Below are 21,098 nucleotides of genomic sequence, written 5' to 3' on the forward strand. Positions count from 1 at the left end.
CGTGTACCACGCGCGTCGATGGTTACCCCTTGGTCAGCGCGGAGCGTGAACTCGGCTAGGCTCCGGCCTGTCACAAAGATCTGTCGTAGGAGGCTCTGGGTGAAAGGGCGAGGCGCAGTGGGACAACCCAAGCGCACCCTGGGGAAGCGGACCGTGCGCGTCGCCGCGCTGGCCGTGCTGGTCGCGCTGACGGCGACGGGCTGCTCCGGCGACGAGATCCTGCGGTTCGGCTGGCCCGTGGGTGTCACGCGGCAGGCGAACGAGATGCGCACGCTGTGGACCTGGACCGTGGTGGCCGCGCTGGTCGTCGGCGCCATCGTGTGGGCCCTGATCTTCTGGACCGCGGCGTTCCACCGCAAGAAGAAGACCGCCGACGGCGAGCCGGAGGAGCTGCCCCGGCAGTTCCAGTACAACATCCCGCTCGAGCTGTTCACGGTCGTCGTCCCGACGATCATGGTCTGCGTCCTGTTCTTCTTCACCGCGACGACGGAGTCGAAGGTCCTGGACAAGATCCCGAACCCGGACGTCAAGGTCCAGGTCGTGGCCTTCCAGTGGAACTGGGAGTTCAAGTACGAGGACGCCAACGCGGCGAAGCCCGACGGCAGCGGCCAGGTCAGCACGGTCGGCTCGTCCGGCGAGATCCCGCTGCTGGTGCTCCCGGTCGGCAAGGTCATCCAGTACGACCTGATCTCCACCGACGTCATCCACTCCTTCTGGGTGCCTGAGTTCCACTTCAAGCGGGACGTCATGCCGAACCCGGACAAGAACAACCAGGACAGCTCCTTCCAGAACACGATCGACCGCGAAGGGTCCTTCGTCGGCCGGTGCGCGGAGCTGTGCGGCACCTACCACTCGGTGATGAACTTCGAGGTCCGCGCGCTGTCGCCGGACAAGTACGACGCGTACATCGCGCTGCGCAAGCAGGTGAACCCGGCCACCGGCCAGACCTTCACCGCGTCCGAGGCGCTTTCGAAGATGAACTGCGGCGAGCTGTGCACCCCGCACGCGGTGACCACCCAGCCGTTCAACACCGACCGCACGGCGCGGACCGCGTCCAACTGACGCCCTCGCGAAAACAGGAGTAGGAAAAGACCATGAAGGTCGAAGCCCGCATCTTCTTCATCGTGGCGATCTTCGCCGTGTTCATGGCGGCCGTGTACTGGGTGTGGACGGCGCTGGCCGCCACCCACGGTCCCGAGCCGGTGGGCATCGTCTCGCTGTTCCTGACCGGTGGCCTGGCGTTCCTCGCGGGCAGCTACATGCAGTTCGTCTCCCGCCGCATCGAACCGCGTCCGGAAGACCGAGAGGACGCCGAGATCAGCGACGGCTCCGGTGAGCTGGGCTTCTTCAGCCCGGGCAGCTACTGGCCGATCGCCATGGCGGCCACCGCGGCTCTCGCCGCGCTGGCCCTGGCGTTCTTCCACATCTGGCTGCTCGTGATGGCGCTGGTCGCGCTGCTGATCACGATCGGCGGACTGGTGTTCGAGTACCACACGGGTCCGTCGCACGACTGACCTCGGGTTTTCCTGACTGGCCGCTGCGCTGTGGACTCAGCGCGGCGGCCAGTACTGCGAGCATCCCCAGTGCCTCCGGCCAGGTCGGGCGGTGGCCGTAGAAGGCGACGTCCACCAGCACCGCGACCACCGGGTAGAGGTAGGACAGCAGCGCCACCGTCGTGGTCGGCAGCTTGCCGATGCTCGCGTACATCAGCACGTACATCAGCGCGGTGTGGACGGTGCCCAGCAGCACGAGCCAGAGCAGCTCGCGCGGGGCCGTCGGCAACGGCGTGACGAGCAACACGGGCGCCAGCAGGACCGCGCCCACCGTCGTCTGCACGGCCGCGAGCAAGTGCGGCCGGATGTGCTTCAGCTGCTTCGCGACGAAGGACGCGCCGGCGTAGAGCAGGGCCGCGCCGAGCGCGAGCCCGATCCCGGCGAGCTGGACGGGCTTGCCGTCCTCGCCGTGCGCGGACAGGGAGATCAGGGTCACGCCGCCGAACGCGATCGCGGCCCGGGCCAGGTGGCTCTTGGCGACCTTCTCGCCGAGGAACGCCGCCGCCAGGCCGACCAGGATGAGCGGCTGGGTGTGGTAGACGACCGTGCTGACCGAGATCGACGACAGCGCGTAGGACGCGAACAGCAGCACCCAGTTGCCGACGAGGAACAGGCCGCCGAGGACGGCCAGCCCGAGGTCGCGCTTCGAGGGCCGCCAGGCGGGCAGCCAGCCGCGGGCGAGGCACCAGAGCACCAGCAGCGCCCCGCCGACGAAGCAGCGGGCGAAGGCCACGGCCGGCGCGGCCGCGCCGCTCTCGAGGACGACGGCGCCGATCGTGCCGGACATCGCCATCGCCGCGGACCACTGGAGCAGCGGGCGGGTTTCGGAGTTCGTCATGGCGTCCAGGTTCGTCCGGTCGTCCTGGAGCGACCAGTGTCAGAGATGACAACGGACGCAAAACTTGTGACATGCTGGCCGGCATGGACGTCAACCGGGTCGCGGTCGTGCTCGCGGACCACGTTTCGCCGTTCGAGCTGGGGGTCGCGTGCGAGGTCTTCGGCACCGACCGCAGCGCCGACGGCATCGAAGGCTGGGAGTTCGGGGTCTGTTCGCCCGCCGGGGCCCCGGTCTCGAGCTGGTCGGGCTTCGGGCTGACCGGGCTCCACGGCTTGGACTTCGCGGCGTCGGCCGACCTGCTGATCGTGCCGACGTGCGCGCCCCGGACGGTGGCGCCGCCTGCGCCGGTGCTGGACGTCCTGCGCGACGCCGCGGCCCGGGGCGCGTGGGTGGCGGGGTTCTGCGCGGGCGTGTTCACGCTGGGCTACGCGGGCCTGCTCGACGGCCGGCGCTGCACGGTCCACTGGGTGTACGAGGCGGAGTTCCGCGCCCGGTTCCCGACGGCGGCCGTGGACACCCAGGCGCTGTACGCGGACGACGGCGGCGTGCTGACGAGCGCGGGCACGGTGGCGGCGGTGGACCTGTGCCTGCACCTGGTCCGGCGGCTGCGCGGCGTGACGGCGGCGACAACGCTGGCGCGCCGGATGGTGGCGGCGCCGTTCCGGGCGGGCGGTCAGGCGCAGTTCGTCCAGGCGCCGGTGCCCGCGGTCCCGGACGACTCGGTGGTGGCGGAGGCGCTGGAGTGGGTGGAGCGGCGGTTGGACCAGCCGTTCACGGTGGCCGAACTGGCCCGGCGGAGCGGACTGGGGGAGCGAACGTTCCTGCGCCGCTTTTCGGCGGCGACGGGCACGACGCCGCACCGGTGGTTGACGGAGCGGCGCTTGGACCGGGCCCAGGCGTTGCTGGAGGAGGGGCGCCTGTCGGTGGAGGACATCGCCGTCGCGTGCGGCTACGCCTCGGCGGCGGCGCTGAGGCACCAGTTCAGCCGGCTGCGGGGGACGAGCCCGACGTCGTACCGGACGGCTTTCCGCGGGTGACCCGAGCGCCCCAAGGTGGCCTTCGGTGCGTTGAACGCACCCAAGGTGGCCTTCGGTGCGTCTGACGCACCCAAGGCCACATTGGGGTGCCGGCAGCTTGTCAAGCGGGTATCGGCGGCGAGGGCCGAGTTGTCCACATCGGTGCCGGTTGTCCACAGATTCCGCGAACGGCGGTTGCGGGCTCCCAGCGCCGATAGACTGGACAAGGGCACGCCCCCCAGGAGGAGGGCGGGGGCGCGACCTCGGTCAGGCGAAGGCGATCCAGCGGTCCAAAACCGCCGCTGCCGCGCCGGAATCGATGGCCTCCGCCGCGCGGCTCAGCCCGGTGCGCAGGTCGTCCTCCAGGGATCCCGAGAACCCGGTGAACGCCGCCAAAGCCGCAGCCGCGTTGATCAGCACCGCGTCCCGTACCGGCCCCGGCTTCCCGCCCACCAGCTCGCGGACCACCTCGGCGTTCGCCGCCGCGTCGCCGCCGCGCAGGTCCGAAGCCGTCGCGCGAGGGATGCCCAGCACAGCCGGGTCGAAAGAGCGCGAAGTCACCTTTCCGTCCGACACCACCCACACCGTCGACGTGGTCGTCGTCGTGATCTCGTCCAGGCCGTCGTCGCCGCGGACCACCAGGGCCGTCGTCCCGCGGCGGGCGAACACCTCCGCCAGCACGTGCGTCTTGTCCTCGTACGCGCAGCCGATCAGCGCGCTTCCCGGCTGGGCCGGGTTGGTCAGCGGGCCGAGCAGGTTGAACGTCGTCGGGATGCCGAGCTCGCCGCGGACCGGGCCCGCGTGCCGCAGGGCCGGGTGGAACGCCGACGCCAGGAAGAACCCCACGCCCACCTCGGTGAGGCTGCGCTGGACCTCCTCCGGGGGCAGCGAAATCGTGACGCCGAGCGCCTCCAGGACGTCCGCCGCGCCGGACTTCGACGACGCGCTGCGGTTGCCGTGCTTGGCCACCGGGGCGCCGGCCGCCGCCGTGACGATCGTCGCCATCGTCGAGATGTTCACCGAGTTCGAGCCGTCGCCGCCGGTGCCGACGATGTCGACGGCCGGGCGGTCCAGCTCGACCCGGCGGGCGTGCGCCAGCATCGTGGCCGCCATCCCGGCGATCTCCGCAGGCGTTTCGCCCTTCGAACGCAGCGCCACCGCGAACCCGGCGATCCGGGCCGGGCTCGCCGCGCCGCTCATGATCTGGTCCATCGCCCACGCCGTGTCCTCCTCGGACAGGTCGACGCGTGCGACGAGCTGCTTGAGCAGCGGCGGCCAGGTGCGGGGGACCGGGGTGGTCACCGGGCTCAGCCGTTCACGACGGGGACCCGTCGCGCGCGCAGCACGTCGGCGACGGTCTCCGCGGCGGTCAGCGGGTCCAGCGGGTGCACCAGCACGGCGTCCGCCTGCGACCACGTCGCCAGCCACCGGTCGTCGCGCCGCCGCACCGCCACGACGATCGGCGGGCACTCGGCGATCTCGGCCTTGAGCTGGCGGCAGAGGCCGATGCCGCCGGTCGGCTGCGCTTCGCCGTCGAGGATCGCCAGGTCGACGTTGCCGGCGTCCACCTCGGACAGGACGTCGGCGATGCCGTCGGCCTCGACGTAGTCCACGCGGGCCAGGTCGGCGGCAGGCCGCCGGCCGACCGCGTTCACGATCGCCTCGCGCACCTCCGCCTTGTGGCTGAACACCAGGACCCGCATCGACTGCTCGGCCATTTGAGCTGCCTCCGTCTCATCACCCGCACGTCTGCCGCCCGATCGTATCGGCCGAGACCGACATCACGCGGGCGCCTCCGGCTGGAGTGCCTCCCAGCCGGGCGCGTCGCCGCCCAGCCGCTGCGCGAGACCGGCCATCCGGGACCGTTCCTGGGCGCAGTGGAGCGCGTCGAGCACCTGGACGCGGACCGCGTGGACCCGCACGAGGCCCCCTTCGGGTGACTCTTCTCGCAGCTCGTAGCCGTCCTGGGCGAGGATCGACGCCGCTTCGGCCAGCCGGCTCGGCGGAAGCAGCAGGTGGTGGCGCAGGACGGCCGGTGCCGTGCTGACCCAGGCGGGTGAACCGGCGAGCACGGCGGAATCCGCGACAGCGGGGTCGAAGGCCTCGGCGACGATCTTCAACCCGGGCGTATCAGGCGTCAGACCGGCGGTTTCGTCCTTCTTGAGCAGGTCACGCAGCCGGTCGAGTAAACCCATGAGTAGCTCTCACCTTCCCGGGCATCCGGTGTGATCGGTTACGCAGACGACCCGCCGTGGACCCACCCGGCGGAGCGGTGGTGCGAGAGGACATAATGCGACGCGTGACAACGGCAGCTCCCACCATCAGTCAGCGGGTTCACTCGCTGAACCGGCCGAACATGGTCAGTGTCGGCACCATCGTGTGGCTGTCCAGCGAACTGATGTTCTTCGCCGGGCTCTTCGCGATGTTCTTCACCGTCAAGGCGCAGAACTCCTCCGGCCAGTGGCCGCCGCCGCTGCACGGTGAAGAGTTCCACCTCAACGTGGCGTACGCGATCCCGTTCACGGTGATCCTCGTGCTGTCCTCGCTGACCTGCCAGTTCGGCGTGTTCGCCGCCGAACGCGGCGACGTCTACGGACTCCGCCGCTGGTACATCATCACGTTGATCATGGGCGCCATCTTCGTCGGCGGCCAGGCCAACGAGTACCACAACCTCGTCGAAGAGGGGATGACGATCCCGTCCGGCCCGTTCGGCACGGTCTTCTACCTCGCGACCGGGTTCCACGGCCTGCACGTCATCGGCGGGCTCATCGCCTTCGTGTACCTGCTCATCCGCACGAAACTGAGCAAGTTCACGCCCGCCCAGGCCACGTCGGCGATCGTCGTGTCCTACTACTGGCACTTCGTCGACATCGTGTGGGTCGGCCTCTTCGGTGTGATCTACCTCCTCCCGTGAGGGCTTCACGCCCAGCCGCCACCACCTTCACCATCGGCCTGAACTGACAGCAAGGGTTGCCGCAAGATGACCACCAGCACCAAATCCTCGGAGCGCCGGTACCGCGCGCGGTCGAAGCTGCGGAGGCGGTTCGCCGGCCTGCTCGCGCTCGGCATCGCGCTGGTGGGCGCCGGCGCCCTGTACGCCGTGTTCGCCCCGGAGCCGCAGACCGCGCAGGCCCAGGGCACGCCGGCGCAGCTGCGCCTCGGCGAGCAGGTCTACAACAACACCTGCATCGCGTGCCACGGCGCGAACCTCGAGGGCGTGCAGGACCGCGGTCCGAGCCTGATCGGCATCGGCGACGCCGCGGTGTACTTCCAGACTTCTTCGGGCCGCATGCCCGCCGCGCGCCAGGAGGCGCAGGTCGAGCGCAAGCCGCCGAAGCTGACCGAGGCCGAGATCGACGCGGTCGGCGCCTACATCCAGGCGCACGGCGGCGGCGTCCAGCGCCCCGCCGAGAAGGGCGAGGCCCTGCGCGGCTCCGACCCGGCCCGCGGTGGCGAGCTGTTCCGCCTCAACTGCGCGTCGTGCCACAACTTCACCGGCCGCGGCGGCGCGCTGTCCGCCGGCAAGTACGCGCCGAACCTGGACCCGGCCAGCGAAGAGCAGATCTACACGGCCATGCTCACCGGGCCGCAGAACATGCCGAAGTTCTCCGACCGGCAGCTCTCGCCGGAGGAGAAGAAGGACATCGTCGCCTACGTGAAGTCGGTGTCGGACGGCAACAATGACCCGGGTGGTAACGGCCTCGGCGGGGTCGGCCCCGCTTCGGAGGGCGTCATCGCCTTTATCGTCGGGATCGCCGCGCTGATCGGCGTGACGTTGTGGATTGGATCGAAGGCATGAGTGCCGAGGGGCCGAAGCCGCCGACGGAGGCGGAGCTGGCGGAGATGGACCGGGACCAGCTGCTGAAGCTGGGCGGTGAGCTCGACGGCGTCGAGATCGTCGAGTACCCGACGCCGTGGCCCGTGGAGGGCACCCGCGCGGAGAAGCGGGCCGAGCGCCTGGTGGCGTTCTGGTTCGGCCTGTCCGCGCTGGCCGGGATCGGGTTCGTCGTCTCGCTCATCTGGTGGCCGTGGCAGTACGAGGCGCCGGACAACGAGAGCGGCCACTTCTGGTACAGCCTCTACACCCCGATGCTCGGCATCACGCTCGGCCTGGCCATCCTCGGCCTGGGCATCGGCGTGATCCTGTACACGAAGAAGTTCGTGCCCGCCGAGGTCGCGGTGCAGGAGCGCCACGACGGCGACGGCGAGGGATCGCCCGAGGTCGACCGCGCGACGTTCCTCGCGCACCTGGCCGACGCCGGGAACCGCAGCACGATCGCCCGCCGGTCGCTGATCAAGCGCTCGGCGATCGCCGGGGCCGGTGCGCTGGGCCTCGCGGCCGCGGCGCTGCCGCTGGCGTCCTTCATCAAGAACCCGTGGAAGGACACCGACAACCGGGCGTCGCTCTGGCACACCGGCTGGCAGCCGAACTTCCCGGGCGAGAAGGTCTACCTGCGCCGCAACACCGGCAAGCCGGTCGAGGTGGAGCACGGCAAGCAGACCGAGATCGCGCTGGTCAAGGCCGAGGACCTCGACGCCGGGGCGATGGAGACCGTCTTCCCGTTCCGCGAGTCCGAGCGGAACGACGCGGAGGCACTGGCGGCCGCGCTGACCCGGATCGACAACCCGGTCATGCTGATCCGCCTGCGCCCGACCGACGCCGCCAAGGTGGTCAAGCGGGCCGGCCAGGAGGACTTCAACTTCGGCGACCTGTACGCGTACACGAAGATCTGCAGCCACGTCGGCTGCCCGACCTCCCTGTACGAGCAGCGGACCAACCGGATCCTGTGCCCGTGCCACCAGTCGCAGTTCGACGCCCTCCACTACGGCAAGCCGATTTTCGGCCCGGCGACGCGTCCGCTGGCCCAGCTACCGATCACGGTGGACGAAGAGGGATACTTGATCGCGCGAGGCGACTTCATCGAGGCCATCGGTCCGGCCTTTTGGGAGCGTAAGTCATGAGTTCACTCACCACGCCGACCAAGGGCGCGAGTGCCGTGGAACGGCACCTGGGCGAGGCCGCGAACAACGCGGACCAGCGGTACCACGCGGCCAAGGGCCTGCGGCACCAGATGAACAAGGTGTTCCCGACCCACTGGTCGTTCCTGCTGGGCGAGATCGCGCTCTACAGCTTCATCATCCTGCTGCTCACGGGCGTGTACCTGACGCTGTTCTTCGACCCCTCCATGCAGGAGGTCGTCTACCACGGCAGCTTCAAGAACATGCAGGGCCTGGAGATGTCGCGGGCCTTCGCCACCACGCTCGACCTGTCGTTCGACGTGCGCGGTGGCCTCTTCATGCGGCAGCTGCACCACTGGGCCGCGCTGATCTTCGTCGCGGCGATGGCCGTGCACATGCTGCGCATCTTCTTCACCGGCGCGTTCCGGCGCCCGCGTGAGGCCAACTGGGTGATCGGCGGCCTGCTGCTGATCCTGGGCTGCTTCGAGGGTTTCTTCGGCTACTCGCTGCCGGACGACCTGCTCTCCGGTACCGGTATCCGCGCGACGCTCTCGGGCATCGTGCTCTCGGTGCCGGTGATCGGCACCTGGATCCACTGGGCGCTGTTCGGCGGGGAGTTCCCCGGCGACCAGATCATCCCGCGCCTGTACACGCTGCACATCCTGCTGCTGCCGGGCATCATGCTCGCCCTGGTCGGGGCGCACCTGGCGCTGGTCTGGTACCAGAAGCACACGCAGTTCCCGGGCGTGCGCCGCAAGGAGACCAACGTCGTCGGCGTCCGGATCATGCCGTACTTCGCGCTGAAGGGCGGGGCGTTCTTCACGCTGGTCATCGGCGTGCTGGCGCTGATGTCGGGCCTGTTCCAGATCAACCCGGTGTGGAACTTCGGCCCGTACAACCCGGCGCAGGTGTCGGCGGGCTCGCAGCCCGACTGGTACATGGCCTGGGCCGACGGCATGCTCCGGATCTGGCCGGCCTGGGAGGTCTACCTCGGGAACTACACGATCCCGGCGGTGTTCTTCCCCGGCGCGATCGGCATGCCGATCCTGTTCGGCCTGCTGCTGGGCTACCCGTTCATCGAGCGGAAGCTGTCCAAGGACACCGCGCACCACAACCTGCTCCAGCGGCCCCGGGACGCACCGGTCCGCACGGCGCTGGGCGCGATGGCGCTGGGCTTCTTCATGGTCATCGAGCTGTCGGGCTTCAACGACATCATCGCCGACAGCTTCGACATCTCCCTGAACGCGACGACGTGGGCGGGCCGCATCGGCGTGCTGATCGTGCCGCCGCTGGCGTACTACTTCACCTACCGCATCTGCCTGGGCCTGCAGCGGGCCGACCGCGAGGTGCTGGAGCACGGCGTCGAGACGGGCATCATCAAGCGGCTGCCGCACGGTGAGTTCATCGAGATCCACCAGCCACTCGGTGGTGTCGACAGCCACGGCCACGCGGTCCCGCTCGAGTACCAGGGCGCCTCGGTGCCGAAGAAGATGAACAAGCTGGGCTCGGCCGGGCACGCCGTTCCGGGCACGTTCTGGTCGCCGGACCCCGCCGAGGAGACGGTCGCGCTGGAGCGGGCCCACGGCAACGGGCACGGCAACGGGCACTCGATCACCCAGGGTGAACCGGGCGAGTTCGAGAGCGTCGAGACCGCCAAGGGCTCGGACCACTAGCTCCATCCACGAAGAAGGCCACCTCCCCGCGGAGGTGGCCTTCTTCGTGTCCCGGGGGTGTCCGGCGCCCGCTGGAGGCGGGCACGGCCGTCTGAGAGGCAGCCAGGGGCCTCGGACGCGGCCTCGCTCAGTCCTCGGCGCCGATCGCGAAGGCCTGTTCGGTGTCGGCGCGGGAGTACGACCGGAACGCGATGTGCGTGACGGTGTCCAGCACCCCCGGCACCTTCCCGATCCGGCCGGGGATCAGGTCGGCCAGCTCCTCGTGCGCGGACACCTTGACGGTGGCGATGAGGTCGACGTCCCCGGCGCACGAGTAGACCTCGCCGACGCCGTCGATGTCGGCGATCGCCTGCGCCGCGTCCGGGATCGCGTCCGCCTCAACCTGGATCAACACGATCGCGGTGATCACCTGGGTCCTCCAAGACTCGTCTGCGGGTGTCGCCCGCGATCCTAGGCCGCGGTGTGCGCCAGCCAATGGTCAGCCAGGGCCCGGTCACCGGTGATGGTGACGTCCCCGGCGGGCCGTCGCCGGGTGAGGACGAGCAGCAGGTCCTGGACGGGGCCGGTCAGCGTGACGTCGGCGGGGCTCGTCTCCCGGGTCCACCGGACGCCGCCGGGTTCGCGGGTGATCAGCCAGCCCCTGCCCTGTTCGGGGCGGAGCTGGAGGGTCTGGCCGGTGCCGCACAGCTCGGCGAAGCCGGGCCGGAGGCTCGCCGTGACCGGGTCGGACAGTACTTCGAGCCACTCGCTGATCGCGTCGGCCGCGAGGTCCGGGGCCACTTCGACGGCGGTTCCGGTGGTCAGCGCGGCGTCGGCGTGGTGGATCGTGGTGTCGTGGAGCATCCGGCGCAGCCAGAACCTGGCCGGTTGCTCGCCGAAGAACGTCCAGACCGGCGTTTCGCCCGCGTCCAGGACGGTCTTGGCGAGGTCGTCGGCGCCCTGGCGGAGCCAGTCGGCCCAGCTTTCCGGGGTGCCGGGGTCGGCGTCGAGCGGGTCGGGGACCGGCGACGGGCCGGACCGGACGATGTCGGCCGCCCAGCGGTGGGCCTGGCCGATGTGGCCGACGAGCACGCGCAGCGGCCAGTCCGGGCAGGTGGGGACGCGGGCCTCCGGGTCGGCGCCGGTGACGGTCTCCGCGAAGGCGGCGGTGCGGGCGTGCAGTGCCTCGGCGAGGCTGGTGGTGTCCATGGCCGTACCGTAGGAATTCCACCCGGCTGGAGGTTCGACCGAAGGTGACCGAAGACACACTCGGGATCGGCGACCTCGCGCGGCGGACGGGGGTGCCCGTCCGCACGATCCGCTTCTACTGCGACGAGGGGTTGCTGGAGCCCGCACGCAGCGTCGGCGGCCATCGCCGGTTCGGCTTCGGGGCGGTCGACCGCCTGGTGCTGGTCCGGCGGCTGCGCGGGCTCGGGCTGGGCCTGCGGTCGATCACCGAGGTCCTGGCGGGCCACCGGTCGCTGGACGAGGCCGTGGCCGCCGAACGCGCGGCGCTGGACCGCGAGGTCGCGACGCTGGCCTGGCGGCGTTCGGTGCTGCGCGCGGTGGAGGAGTCGTCGCCGGCGGACCGGGCGGCCCGGCTCGAGCTGCTGTCGGCGGTGCAGGACGGGTTCGCGGCGCACGAGGCGCTGGTCCGGCTGTGGCACCCGATGACGACGGGCCCGATCCCGCCGGACACGGCCCGGATGTTCCTCGACGTCAGCGCGCCGCGGCCGCCCGAGCAGCCGTCGACGGGTCAGGTGGTGGCGTACGCGTCGCTGGTGGTGCTGGCGGCGGACCGGACGCTGGCCGGGCACCTTCGGGCGAGCACACTGGCCGGCCACGAGCGGATCGCGGACCTCGGTGCGCTCCACGCGGAGGTGGGGGAGGCGTGTTCGCTGGCGTTCCCCGCGGTGGCCTCCGGGGCGACGCCGGGGCCCGGGGCGGCACTGGACCGGTTCGTGGCGGCCCACGCGGCGGCGGTCGGAGTGGGGGACACGCCTTCGTTCCGCCGGGCGTTGAACGTCCGGACGGCACCGGACCGGGATCCCAGGGTGCGGCGGTATTGGCACCTTGCGGGGGAGGTCACGGGAGAGGCGGCGCCGATGGGGGTCACGCACACGTGGTTGCTGGACGCCTTGGACCGCTCGGTCGCCTGAGCCCGGGACCGAGCCGGGTTTCGGCGGGTCTGGCGCCTGCCTGGACCGCCCGGTCGCCTGAGCTCGGGGAGCGGAGGCCGGTCCCCGCGGACGCGATCGCGGCTGCAACTCGCGAGTTCCGGCTTGGATCACGCGAGTTCGGGCCCCCGTCACGCGAGATGCGGTTCGGATCACGCGAGTTCCGGCCCCCGTCACGCGAGATGCGACTCGGGTCACGCGAGTTCCGGCGCCGATCATGCGAGATCCGGCCTGCCCGGCGCTGCCCCGGTCACCCTCAGCCCACGTGCTCCAGGGAATGCGCGGTCGAGACCAGATCCAGCCATCCCCGCCACCCGGCCACCGCGGCCGGCTCCGCCCACGGCCGCGTCGTCCGCACCAACCGGACCCCCGGGCGGGCCAGCCAGCGCAGCAGCACCCCCACCTCCTCCGGGGGCGCGCCGTTCAGCGGCCCCGGGTCGGGCAGCACCGTCTCCGCCGAGGCCACCAGCGCCTCCACCACCGGCATCGGCGGCACTCCGCGCCGGGCCACGCCGGCCGAGGCCAGGCGGCCGTAGCGGATCACCGACAGCTCCCAGCCGCCGGTGCCGTCCGGGGCCGCCGCGATCAGCTCCGCTATCGACGCCAGCGCCGCCTGCCGGTGCGCGCGCCCCAGCGCGCGGATCAGGCCGGCCAGCTCGTCGCGGTGGCGGGCCGCCTGCTCGTAGTGGTGGTTCTCCGCCAAGCGCTCGACCTGGGCCGCCGCGACGTGCAGGGGACGGCCGTCGAGACCCGCGATGAGCCCCGACACCGACTCGACCGCCGGGACGTACGCCTCCACGCTCTGCCGCCCCGCGCACGGCGCTCCGCAGCGCCCCAGCTCCGCCAGCACGCACGGGGTCCCGTTCGCCGAACGCGGCGAGATCCGCTGCGTGCACGTCCGCAGCCCCGACGCCCCGGCCAGCGTGTCCGCCGTGGCCTTCGCGTCCGCCTGGTTGCGGAACGGGCCCAGCACCCCCGGCCGCGGCAGCCGGACCACCGACAGCCGCGGGAACGCCTCCTCCGTCAGCCCGATCCACCAGCCCTGGTGCCGGTTCTTCGACCGCCGGTTGTACGCGGGCCGGTGGACCGCGATCAGCCGCAGCTCACGCACCTCGGCCTCCAGCGCGTGCGCGCACACCACGTGGTCGACGCGCTCGGCCAGCGCGACCATCTCGCGGATCCGGCTCCGCCCCTCCGAGCCCGTGAAGTACGTCCGCACGCGCCGCCGCAGGTCCTTCGCCGTGCCGACGTACAGGACCTCCTCCTTCGGCCCCTTGAACAGGTAGACGCCCGGCGCCGACGGCAGGTCGGCCGCCAGGTGCCGCTTCGCCCGCTGCGCCACCGTGACCTCGGGGAGGTACCCCATCAGCTCCTCGAGCGAATGGACGCCCAGGTTGCCGACGCGCTCCAGCAGCCCGTGCAGCACGTCGACCGTCGCCCGCGCGTCGTCGAGCGCCCGGTGCGTCGGCCGCGTCCGCGCCCCGAACAGCATCGCCAGCGCCGTGAGGTTGTACCGGCCCACCTCGTCGCGCGGCACCACCCGCCGGGCCAGCCGGACCGTGCAGACGACGGTCAGCTTCGGCCAGACGTACCCGTGGCCCTCGCAGGCCGCCCGCATGTGGGACGTGTCGAAGCCCGAGTTGTGCGCCACCAGCACCGAACCCTCGATGAACTCGAGGAACGCCGGCAGCACCTCCTGGATCGGCGGCGCGTCGTAGACCATCGCCTGCGTGATGCCCGTCAGCGAGACGATCTGCGGCGGGATCGGCATCCCCGGGTTCACGAGCGTCGCGAACTCGCCCAGCACCTCGCCCGCGCGGACCTTCACCGCGCCGATCTCCGTGATCCCCGACGGCCCCGGCGCGGCCCCGGTCGTCTCGAGGTCGAACACCACGAAAGTCGTGTCCCGCAAGGGAGTTCCGAGCTCGTCGAACGCGAGCTGTGCCTGGATCGAACGCATGTGCGGGAGACTAGGGGCACCCACCGACACTTTTGCCCGCCGGGGAGCCCGGCCGCTGGTCGGGACGCGGTCCGTGTGGCGCGCGGCGCGTGATGCGGGGGCGGGGCCTACCCTGGACCAATGCACCCGCAGCCGCTCGTGCCGGAGCCGCCCGAGGACCCCGCCGGTCCGTCGGGTGTCGCGCCACGGCCCGTGCAGGCCGAGGAGCCCGGGGAGCGGCCTGATCCGGCCACCTGGCCCGCGCTCCCGGAGCCGGTCCGCGACCGGATCGCCGAGCTTTCGGCGGCCGCCGTCGCCAAGCTGCCCGCCACCGACGTGCCCCGCCAGCTGCGGCCCGTCGCCAAGTTCGCCCCGGCCAAGCGGGCCAAGCTCGGCGGCGCCGCGCTGCTCGCCGCGCTCGGCGAGTCGTCCCAGTTCCGCACCGCGGTCATCGAATGGCTGCGCGAGCACCGCACCGACGCGCTCGACCCCAACGCCACGGACTCGGTCGCCGCGGCGGCGGCCGCCGTGCTGCTCGGCGAGTCCGGCGCCGCCGGGCGCGTCCGGCTGGTCGCCAAGAACACCGAGGAAAACGCCCTGCGCGCCGAACGTGACGCCGCGCTGGCCCGCAGCCAGCGCCTCGAAGGCGAACTCATGCAACTACGCGTGGAGCTCGCCGAAGCCAAGAAAGCGGCTGAGAGCGCGCGGGGCGAGCGCGAGGGCGAAGTCGAGAAGCTCTTGAAGCGCCTGCGCGAGCAAGGCGTCCAGCTCCGCCAGGCCCGGGACGCGGCCGAAGCGGCGTCCGCCGAGACCGCGCGCGGGTCCGCCGCCCGCGCCGAGGAGATCGCCGCCCTCACCGCCCAGCTGGCGCGCGAACGCCAGCGCGTCGCCACCGAACGCGCCCGTGCCGAACGCGCGGTGGGCGACGCCGAAGTCGCCCGCCAGTCCGCCCGGGAGGCCCGCGAGGCCGACGAGGTGCGGCTGGCGCTGCTCATCGACACGATCGACGGCGCGGTCACCGGCCTGCGCCGCGAGCTCGCCCTCGGTGCCCGCGGCGCGCGGCCCGCCGACATGGTCCGCGGCGCCAGCACCGGCAGCGGCCAGGGCGGCAAGATCGCCGACGTCTCCACGCTGGACCGCTACCTGGCGCTGCCGAACGTGCACCTGATCGTCGACGGCTACAACGTCACCAAGACCGGCTACCCCGAGCTGGCGCTGGCCGACCAGCGCGACCGGCTGATCCACCAGCTCTCCGCCCTGGCGGCGCGCACTTCGGCCGAGGTGACGGTCGTCTTCGACGGCGCGGGCGTGCTGTCGGTCCCGGCGTCGGTGCCCCGCGGGGTGCGGGTGCTGTTCTCCGACCGCGGGGTCCTGGCGGACGACGTGATCCGCAACATCGTGGCGGCCGAGCCCGCCGGCCGGCCCATGGTCGTGGCGACGTCCGACCGCGCGGTGGCGGACTCCGTGCGCAGTGGCGGAGCCCATCCGACCCCGTCTGCGGTGCTGGTCAGCCGGCTCTCCCGGGTCTGACCTGGGGCTTTCGGGGGTTTCGGGTGGCGGAGCCCCCGGCCCGAGGCGGAGCCTCGGTACATCACCGACGGAAATTGTCGGTGGTGGCGCCTACCGTCCTCCTCAGTCAGTCCCGACGTGAGGAGGAGCACATGAACGACACCCCCGAGCTGTCCGAAGTGGACGTCTCGCACATTTCGGTTTCGGACATCGAAAGCGTGGTGGTCGACTGCGACCGCTGCGTCGTCCGGGGCATCTCCTGCCACGACTGCGTGGTCACCGTGCTGCTGGGCGCGCCGCCCGCCGTGTGGGACGCCGACGAGCGGCGCGCCCTGGACGCGTTCGCCGACGCGGGCATGGTTCCGCGGCTGCGGCTGGTCGAGGGACCCGTTCCGCGCACGGCCTGACTTGCCCGTTTCGTGTCGGCGCGCCGAGTGGTCGTTCGGGTCAGGTGAACGGTAGGTAGTCGAATCGAGTGCGAAGAAACCCCAGCGTGTAACGCCCATCACAAGTCTTCTCCCATGCTGGTCCGATGGTGTTTCCGGGCGCTACGGAGAGTTTTTGCCTTCGAGGTGGTGGACGTGGTGGCGGTCTTTTCGTAACCTGTCCGAGATCTCGTGGCCCCTGGCCGTCGATGAGGCGGCGACGCGGGATCGCCGCCGGACGCAGCTTTGTCGGGAAGCTGGGAACCGGAACCACCACCGCTCGCTTCACCTGGTGCGGGAGAACGCGCGGTGCGGGACAAGCGGCGAAGAGGAACCCCCCGACCTCTTCGTGCCCCGGTCCCCCTCGGCGGCCGAGACGCAAAGGAGACCCGCGCGACCGTGCAGTCGCATCCAGTAAGGCGCGTGGTTTCAGGTGCCCTCGCCGCGGCTTCGGTGATCACCCTCGTCACCGTGGCGCAGCCGACGGCCACCGCCGCCCCCATCCCCGTCCTCCAGGCCCCGCCGACCGGTTCGGACGCCCTGGCCAAGTACCGCGACCTCGCGGCCCAAGCCGAAAAGCTCAACGAAGACCTGCTCAAGGCCCAGGACGACCTGAAGGCCAAGCAGGGTGAGCTCGACAAGGCCACCGGCGACGTCAACGCGGCGAAGGACCAGGCCGCCCAGGCCGCCGAGAACCAGAAGAAGTACCAGACCGAGGTCGACAAGTTCGCCGGCGCGTCGTTCACCAGCGGCGTCCAGCTGAACAAGCTGTCGGCGCTGCTGGCCGGGACGTCCACTCAGGACTTCCTCGACCGCTCCTCGGCGCTGGAGGTCATCGCGACCGAGAAGAACGGCGCGATGGGCAACCTCACCGGCGCCGTCCAGCAGGCCACCGATGCCACGAACAAGGCTTCCGACGCGGCGAAGCGCGCCACTGAAGCGCGCGACGCGGCGGCGAAGCTGACCGATGACATCAGGGGCAAGCAGAAGGCGCTGAACGACCAGATCGACCAGCTCAAGGCGGCCAACAAGAGCCTGAGTGCGCTCGACCGGGCCGCGCAGGGTGACAAGGGCGGTTCGCCCACCGGCCTCAAGGCGCCCACCGCCGCCGCCCAGATCGCGCTGGACGCGGCGCTGAGCAAGCGAGGCAGCGCGTACGTCTGGGGCGCCACCGGGCCGAGCACGTTCGACTGCTCGGGCCTGATGCTGTGGGCCTACAAGCAGGCCGGCCTCACGCTGCCCCGGTCGAGCCGCGAGCAGTCCACCTTCGGCGCCGCGGTGCCGCGGGACCAGCTCCAGCCGGGCGACCTGGTGTTCTACTACTCGCCCGTTTCGCACGTCGGCATGTACATCGGCGACGGCAAGATGGTCCACGCGCCCGACAGCGGTGACGTCGTGAAGATCTCGCCGCTGCAGAGCCAGTACGCGGGAGCGCGACGCCCGACGTCGTGACCCACGCAGCACTGTCGGCTCTTCGAAGGGGCGGTACCGCACACGCGGTGCCGCCCCTCCGCCGTATGCGGTGGCCGCTAGCCTCTGGGGCGTGCTCAAGACCCTGCTCGTGACCAACGACTTCCCGCCGCGGCCCGGAGGGATCCAGAACTACCTGAACTCCCTCGCCACCCGGCTGCCGGCGGACGACCTGGTCGTCTACGCGCCGTCGTGGGAGTCGCACACGGGGTCGCACGAGGAGTTCGACGCCGAGGCGCCGTTCGAGGTCGTCCGGCACCCGACGTCGCTGATGCTGCCGACGCCGGACGTCCTTCGCCGAGCGAAGCAGATCATGCGGGCGCGCGACTGCGAAGCCGTCTGGTTCGGCGCCGCCGCGCCGCTCGCGCTGCTGGGGCATTCGCTGCGCCAGGCCGGTGCGCGCCGCGTCGTGGCGTCCACGCACGGCCACGAAGTCGGCTGGTCCATGCTCCCGGGCTCGCGGCAGGCGTTGCGGCGCATCGGGGACACCGTGGACGTTGTCACCTACGTCAGCCGCTACACCCGCGGCCGGTTCGCCGCCGCGTTCGGCCCGATGGCCGGGCTGGAGCTGCTGCCGTCCGGAGTGGACACCGAACTGTACAAACCGGACCCGGCCGGCCGCGCGGAAATCCGGGCGCGGCACGGGTTAGCCGACCGCCCCACGATCGTTTGCGTGTCCCGGCTCGTCCCGCGCAAGGGGCAGGACCAGCTGATCCGCGCGCTGCCGGGGATCCGCGAACGCGTGCCGGACGCGGCGCTGCTGATCGTCGGCGGCGGCCCGTACCGCAAGACGCTCACCGGGCTGGTCGCCGAACTGGGGCTCGAGCGCGACGTCGTGCTCACCGGGTCGGTGCCGTGGGCCGAGCTGCCCGCGCACTACGCCGCGGGCGACGTCTTCGCGATGCCGGCCCGCACCCGGGGCAAGGGGCTCGACGTCGAAGGGCTCGGGATCGTCTACCTGGAGGCCTCGGCGACGGGCCTGCCGGTGGTCGCGGGCAACTCCGGCGGCGCGCCCGAGACGGTGCTCGACGAGGTCACCGGGCACGTCGTCGAGGGCCGGGACGCCGGCCAGCTGGCCGAGACCCTCTCCAGCCTGCTCGCGGACCCCGTGCGCGCCCGCCGGATGGGCGAGGCCGGCCGGGCCTGGGTGGCGGAGAACTGGCGCTGGGACACGATGGCCGGGCGGCTGGCCGGCCTCCTGGACGGCGACCCGGTGGCCGTCGTCCGCTAAGGCGTGTAGAGCGCCGGGTGCCGCGGATCGTCGACGCGCACGACGACGTCGGCGAGCGAGCTGGGATCGACTTCCGCCTCGTACCGCTCGTAGGCCGGGACCGCCCAGGCGTCCGGCACCCGGCGGCGCAGGGCGGCGGGGGAGAGCCACAGGTGCACGGCCAGGTCGAAGGCCAGACCGGCCCCCAGCAGCAGTTCGCCGTCGAGGAGCACGACCCCGCCTTCGGGCAGCGGCACCCGCTCGGCGCGGGTCGCGCGGTCACGTTCGGCGTCCCACAGTGACGGCAGGACCTCGCCGGACCCGGTTTCCCCCAGCGGGTCGAGGACCTCGCGGCGGAGGGCGCCGAGGTCGAGCCAGTCGGTGTAGCGCGCGTCGGGGTCGGTGCGGCCGTGCTCGAAGCGCAGGGACGCGGGCCGCAGGAAGTCGCGCGCCGAGACGCGCAGGGCCGCGCGGCCGCGCAGGCGCAGCGGGTCGACCAAGGCGTCGGCGAGTTCGGTGGTTTCCGTCGCACCCGCCGCGCCGTCGACGGCGACCGCGATCCGCCGCCGCCCGGTGAGCGCGTCGATGCGGTCGGTCAGTTCTTCGGCCAGTACGGCGGGGGAAATGGGGCGGTAGCGCACGGTTGACGATCCTGCACCCGGGCCGGGGACCGGTTTTGTCGTACCCCGGTGGGAGGATGGTTCCATGACTTCTTCAGTGGGGAAGACGGCCGATGTGGGGTGGAACATCGGGGTTTCGCGGACCTTGCCGTACGCGGCCGCGACGGTGTGGGACTTCCTGGTCAGCCGGGACGGCGTCGCGATCTGGCTGGGGCCGGGCGTCGAGCTGCCGCGGGAGCCGGGCGCGGAGTACGAGACGGCGAACGGCACGGTCGGGGAGATCCGCAGCTTCGCCGAGGGCGACCGGGTGCGGCTGACGTGGCGGCCGAGCGACTGGGACCACGACTCGACGGTCCAGGTCCGGCTCAGCGGCTCGGGCGCGAAGACCACGCTGCGGTTCCACCAGGAATGGCTTTCGGACGCGGAAGAACGCGAGGAACAGCGGGCATACTGGCAGGACGTGACCGAGCGCGTGGTGGCGGCACTCGCCGAGCGCTGAGGCTGACTGCGGGGGCGGCAATGACGACGACCGAAGCGGCGGAGGATTTCGCTCAGGACGCGCACCTGTTCGCGGAGATGCTCCGCGCGGGCGGGCCGGTGCGCCGGGTCCGGATGCCGCGCGGCCTGGACTGCTACATCGTCACGGACTTCGCGCAGGCGCGGGCGCTGCTGGCGGATTCGCGGCTGCACAAGGACAACCGGCGCGCGTACGAGCTGTTCGAGGCGAAGCTCCCGGCCGGGGCGACGAACCAGGGCGGCTTCGGCGAAGCGCTCGGGCGGCACATGCTCAACACCGACCCGCCGGACCACTCGCGGCTGCGCAAGCTCGTGAACAAGGCGTTCACCGGGCGGACGGTGGCCCGGCTGCGGCCGCGGATCGAGGAGATCACCACCGAGCTGCTCGACGCGCTGGCCGGGCAGGAGCGGGCGGACCTGCTGCGGTCGTTCGCCGCGCCGCTCCCGATCACGGTGATCTGCGAGCTGCTGGGCGTCGCTCCGGAGGACCGGACCGAGTTTTCCGCGTGGTCGAAGACCCTGCTGAGCTCGTCGACGCCGGAAGACGCGCAGCACGCGGCGCAGAGCATGCTCACCTACCTCACCGGCCTGGTCGAGCAGAAGCGCGCCAAGCCGGCCGAAGACCTGCTGTCGGACCTGGTGCACGCGAGCGACGACGGCGACTCGCTGTCGCAGGACGAGCTGATCTCCATGGCGTTCCTGCTGCTGGTGGCCGGGCACGAAACCACGGTGAACCTGATCGCCAACAGCGTCTTGGCGCTGCTGCGCGAGCCGGAGCAGCTGGCGCTGCTGCGCGCCGATCCGTCCCTGATGCCGGGTGCGGTCGAGGAGTTCCTCCGCTTCGACGGCCCGATCCACCTGGCCACGCTGCGCTTCACCGCGGAAGCGGTCGAAGCGGGCGACGTGACGATCCCGGAAGGCGAGTTCGTGCTGATTTCGCTGCTGGGCGCGAACCGGGACGGGGAGCGGTTCCCGGACCCGGGGCGCCTCGACGTCACGCGCGCGGCCGGCGGGCACCTGGCCTTCGGACACGGCATCCACTACTGCGTCGGCGCGCCCCTGGCCCGGCTGGAGGCCGAGATCGCCCTGGCCGGCCTGCTGGCGCGGTTCCCGAACCTCGCGCTGGACGCCAAGCCGGACGAGCTGGTCTACCGGTCCAGCTCCCTGGTGCACGGGCTGGAGGTGCTGCCGGTCCGGCTGTGAGCTGCGTCACT

General features: G+C 71.7%; 22 protein-coding genes. 14 read left to right on the forward strand and 8 right to left on the reverse strand.

From position 1 onward, the window contains the following. The first annotated feature begins 117 nt into the window (after nt 1-117). Both ctaC and ACZ4TR_RS23420 read left to right on the forward strand, forming a co-directional pair. Nucleotides 118-1,062 carry an aa3-type cytochrome oxidase subunit II gene (ctaC, locus tag ACZ4TR_RS23415; RefSeq protein ID WP_465289017.1) on the forward strand — a complete coding sequence of 315 codons (945 nt, stop codon included), beginning with the start codon at nt 118-120 and terminating at the stop codon, nt 1,060-1,062. Between the two features lie 32 nt (nt 1,063-1,094). Continuing rightward, a complete protein-coding gene (locus ACZ4TR_RS23420) occupies nt 1,095-1,514 on the forward strand; it encodes a cytochrome c oxidase subunit 4 (protein ID WP_364526610.1) in 420 nt (139 codons plus the stop codon). Here the strand turns inward: ACZ4TR_RS23420 and ACZ4TR_RS23425 are convergent. After that, nucleotides 1,462-2,391 (reverse strand): DMT family transporter, encoded by a 930-nt coding sequence (locus tag ACZ4TR_RS23425; protein WP_465289018.1) that lies wholly within the window; start codon nt 2,389-2,391, stop codon nt 1,462-1,464. The two genes, ACZ4TR_RS23420 and ACZ4TR_RS23425, sit on opposite strands and share 53 nt — an antisense overlap. A gap of 83 nt (nt 2,392-2,474) precedes the next feature. Between ACZ4TR_RS23425 and ACZ4TR_RS23430 the strand changes: the two genes are divergently transcribed. Then, on the forward strand, nt 2,475-3,428 hold the full coding sequence (locus tag ACZ4TR_RS23430) for a GlxA family transcriptional regulator (protein WP_465289726.1): 954 nt from the start codon (nt 2,475-2,477) through the stop codon (nt 3,426-3,428). A 246-nt stretch (nt 3,429-3,674) separates the two neighbouring features. Here the strand turns inward: ACZ4TR_RS23430 and trpD are convergent, their stop codons facing one another. The 3 genes from trpD to ACZ4TR_RS23445 form a co-directional block, all read right to left on the reverse strand. Then, a complete protein-coding gene (gene trpD, locus ACZ4TR_RS23435) occupies nt 3,675-4,709 on the reverse strand; it encodes an anthranilate phosphoribosyltransferase (protein ID WP_465289019.1) in 1,035 nt (344 codons plus the stop codon). Between the two features lie 5 nt (nt 4,710-4,714). Further along, nucleotides 4,715-5,125 (reverse strand): response regulator, encoded by a 411-nt coding sequence (locus ACZ4TR_RS23440; protein WP_364526604.1) that lies wholly within the window; start codon nt 5,123-5,125, stop codon nt 4,715-4,717. A 63-nt stretch (nt 5,126-5,188) separates the two neighbouring features. Then, nucleotides 5,189-5,602: a ribonuclease E inhibitor RraB gene (locus ACZ4TR_RS23445; RefSeq protein ID WP_465289020.1), complete on the reverse strand. Its 414-nt coding sequence runs from the start codon at nt 5,600-5,602 to the stop codon at nt 5,189-5,191. A 95-nt stretch (nt 5,603-5,697) separates the two neighbouring features. On the opposite strand from ACZ4TR_RS23445, the gene ctaE reads away from it, so the two are divergent. The 4 genes from ctaE (at nt 5,698) to qcrB (ending at nt 10,039) form a co-directional block, all read left to right on the forward strand. Further along, nucleotides 5,698-6,321 carry an aa3-type cytochrome oxidase subunit III gene (gene ctaE / locus ACZ4TR_RS23450; protein ID WP_086681061.1) on the forward strand — a complete coding sequence of 208 codons (624 nt, stop codon included), beginning with the start codon at nt 5,698-5,700 and terminating at the stop codon, nt 6,319-6,321. 66 nt (nt 6,322-6,387) lie between these two features. Beyond that, nucleotides 6,388-7,206, forward strand: coding sequence for a cytochrome bc1 complex diheme cytochrome c subunit (gene qcrC / locus ACZ4TR_RS23455; RefSeq protein ID WP_125306905.1), 819 nt, complete (start codon nt 6,388-6,390; stop codon nt 7,204-7,206). After that, on the forward strand, nt 7,203-8,369 hold the full coding sequence (qcrA, locus tag ACZ4TR_RS23460) for a cytochrome bc1 complex Rieske iron-sulfur subunit (protein ID WP_364526599.1): 1,167 nt from the start codon (nt 7,203-7,205) through the stop codon (nt 8,367-8,369). Before qcrC ends, qcrA begins: the two co-directional genes overlap by 4 nt. Further along, on the forward strand, nt 8,366-10,039 hold the full coding sequence (gene qcrB, locus ACZ4TR_RS23465; protein WP_364526598.1) for a cytochrome bc1 complex cytochrome b subunit: 1,674 nt from the start codon (nt 8,366-8,368) through the stop codon (nt 10,037-10,039). The genes qcrA and qcrB overlap by 4 nt, the downstream gene beginning before the upstream one ends. Before the next feature lie 127 nt (nt 10,040-10,166). Here qcrB and ACZ4TR_RS23470 read toward each other — a convergent pair whose 3' ends face one another. Both ACZ4TR_RS23470 and ACZ4TR_RS23475 read right to left on the reverse strand, forming a co-directional pair. After that, nucleotides 10,167-10,448 carry an Lrp/AsnC family transcriptional regulator gene (locus tag ACZ4TR_RS23470; RefSeq protein WP_284750247.1) on the reverse strand — a complete coding sequence of 94 codons (282 nt, stop codon included), beginning with the start codon at nt 10,446-10,448 and terminating at the stop codon, nt 10,167-10,169. 41 nt (nt 10,449-10,489) lie between these two features. Further along, nucleotides 10,490-11,227, reverse strand: a complete 738-nt coding sequence (locus tag ACZ4TR_RS23475; RefSeq protein WP_465289021.1) for a maleylpyruvate isomerase family mycothiol-dependent enzyme — start codon at nt 11,225-11,227, stop codon at nt 10,490-10,492. 44 nt (nt 11,228-11,271) lie between these two features. Between ACZ4TR_RS23475 and ACZ4TR_RS23480 the strand changes: the two genes are divergently transcribed. After that, nucleotides 11,272-12,177: a MerR family transcriptional regulator gene (locus ACZ4TR_RS23480; RefSeq protein WP_465289022.1), complete on the forward strand. Its 906-nt coding sequence runs from the start codon at nt 11,272-11,274 to the stop codon at nt 12,175-12,177. Between the two features lie 274 nt (nt 12,178-12,451). Here the strand turns inward: ACZ4TR_RS23480 and ACZ4TR_RS23485 are convergent, their stop codons facing one another. Continuing rightward, the gene (locus tag ACZ4TR_RS23485; protein ID WP_465289023.1) at nt 12,452-14,155 is read right to left on the reverse strand and encodes a DEDD exonuclease domain-containing protein; all 1,704 of its coding nucleotides are present in this window, start codon (nt 14,153-14,155) and stop codon (nt 12,452-12,454) included. 120 nt (nt 14,156-14,275) lie between these two features. Here ACZ4TR_RS23485 and ACZ4TR_RS23490 point away from each other — a divergent pair, with 120 nt between their 5' ends. The 4 genes from ACZ4TR_RS23490 to ACZ4TR_RS23505 all read left to right on the forward strand — a co-directional run bounded on the left by ACZ4TR_RS23490 (nt 14,276) and on the right by ACZ4TR_RS23505 (nt 18,769). Continuing rightward, nucleotides 14,276-15,664, forward strand: a complete 1,389-nt coding sequence (locus ACZ4TR_RS23490) for an NYN domain-containing protein (RefSeq protein WP_465289024.1) — start codon at nt 14,276-14,278, stop codon at nt 15,662-15,664. Between the two features lie 131 nt (nt 15,665-15,795). Beyond that, on the forward strand, nt 15,796-16,050 hold the full coding sequence (locus ACZ4TR_RS23495) for a hypothetical protein (protein ID WP_364526588.1): 255 nt from the start codon (nt 15,796-15,798) through the stop codon (nt 16,048-16,050). 417 nt (nt 16,051-16,467) lie between these two features. After that, nucleotides 16,468-17,520: a C40 family peptidase gene (locus tag ACZ4TR_RS23500; RefSeq protein ID WP_364526586.1), complete on the forward strand. Its 1,053-nt coding sequence runs from the start codon at nt 16,468-16,470 to the stop codon at nt 17,518-17,520. A 91-nt stretch (nt 17,521-17,611) separates the two neighbouring features. After that, nucleotides 17,612-18,769: a glycosyltransferase family 4 protein gene (locus ACZ4TR_RS23505; protein ID WP_465289025.1), complete on the forward strand. Its 1,158-nt coding sequence runs from the start codon at nt 17,612-17,614 to the stop codon at nt 18,767-18,769. Here ACZ4TR_RS23505 and ACZ4TR_RS23510 read toward each other — a convergent pair. Then, complete coding sequence (locus tag ACZ4TR_RS23510) at nt 18,766-19,389, reverse strand: nucleoside/nucleotide kinase family protein (RefSeq protein ID WP_465289026.1); 624 nt, start codon at nt 19,387-19,389, stop codon at nt 18,766-18,768. The two genes, ACZ4TR_RS23505 and ACZ4TR_RS23510, sit on opposite strands and share 4 nt — an antisense overlap. Before the next feature lie 64 nt (nt 19,390-19,453). Here ACZ4TR_RS23510 and ACZ4TR_RS23515 point away from each other — a divergent pair, with 64 nt between their 5' ends. Further along, nucleotides 19,454-19,867, forward strand: a complete 414-nt coding sequence (locus tag ACZ4TR_RS23515) for an SRPBCC family protein (RefSeq protein WP_465289027.1) — start codon at nt 19,454-19,456, stop codon at nt 19,865-19,867. 20 nt (nt 19,868-19,887) lie between these two features. Further along, a complete protein-coding gene (locus ACZ4TR_RS23520; protein ID WP_465289028.1) occupies nt 19,888-21,087 on the forward strand; it encodes a cytochrome P450 family protein in 1,200 nt (399 codons plus the stop codon). Nucleotides 21,088-21,098: the final 11 nt, after the last annotated feature.

The sequence above is a fragment of the Amycolatopsis sp. NPDC028719 genome, assembly GCF_055565395.1.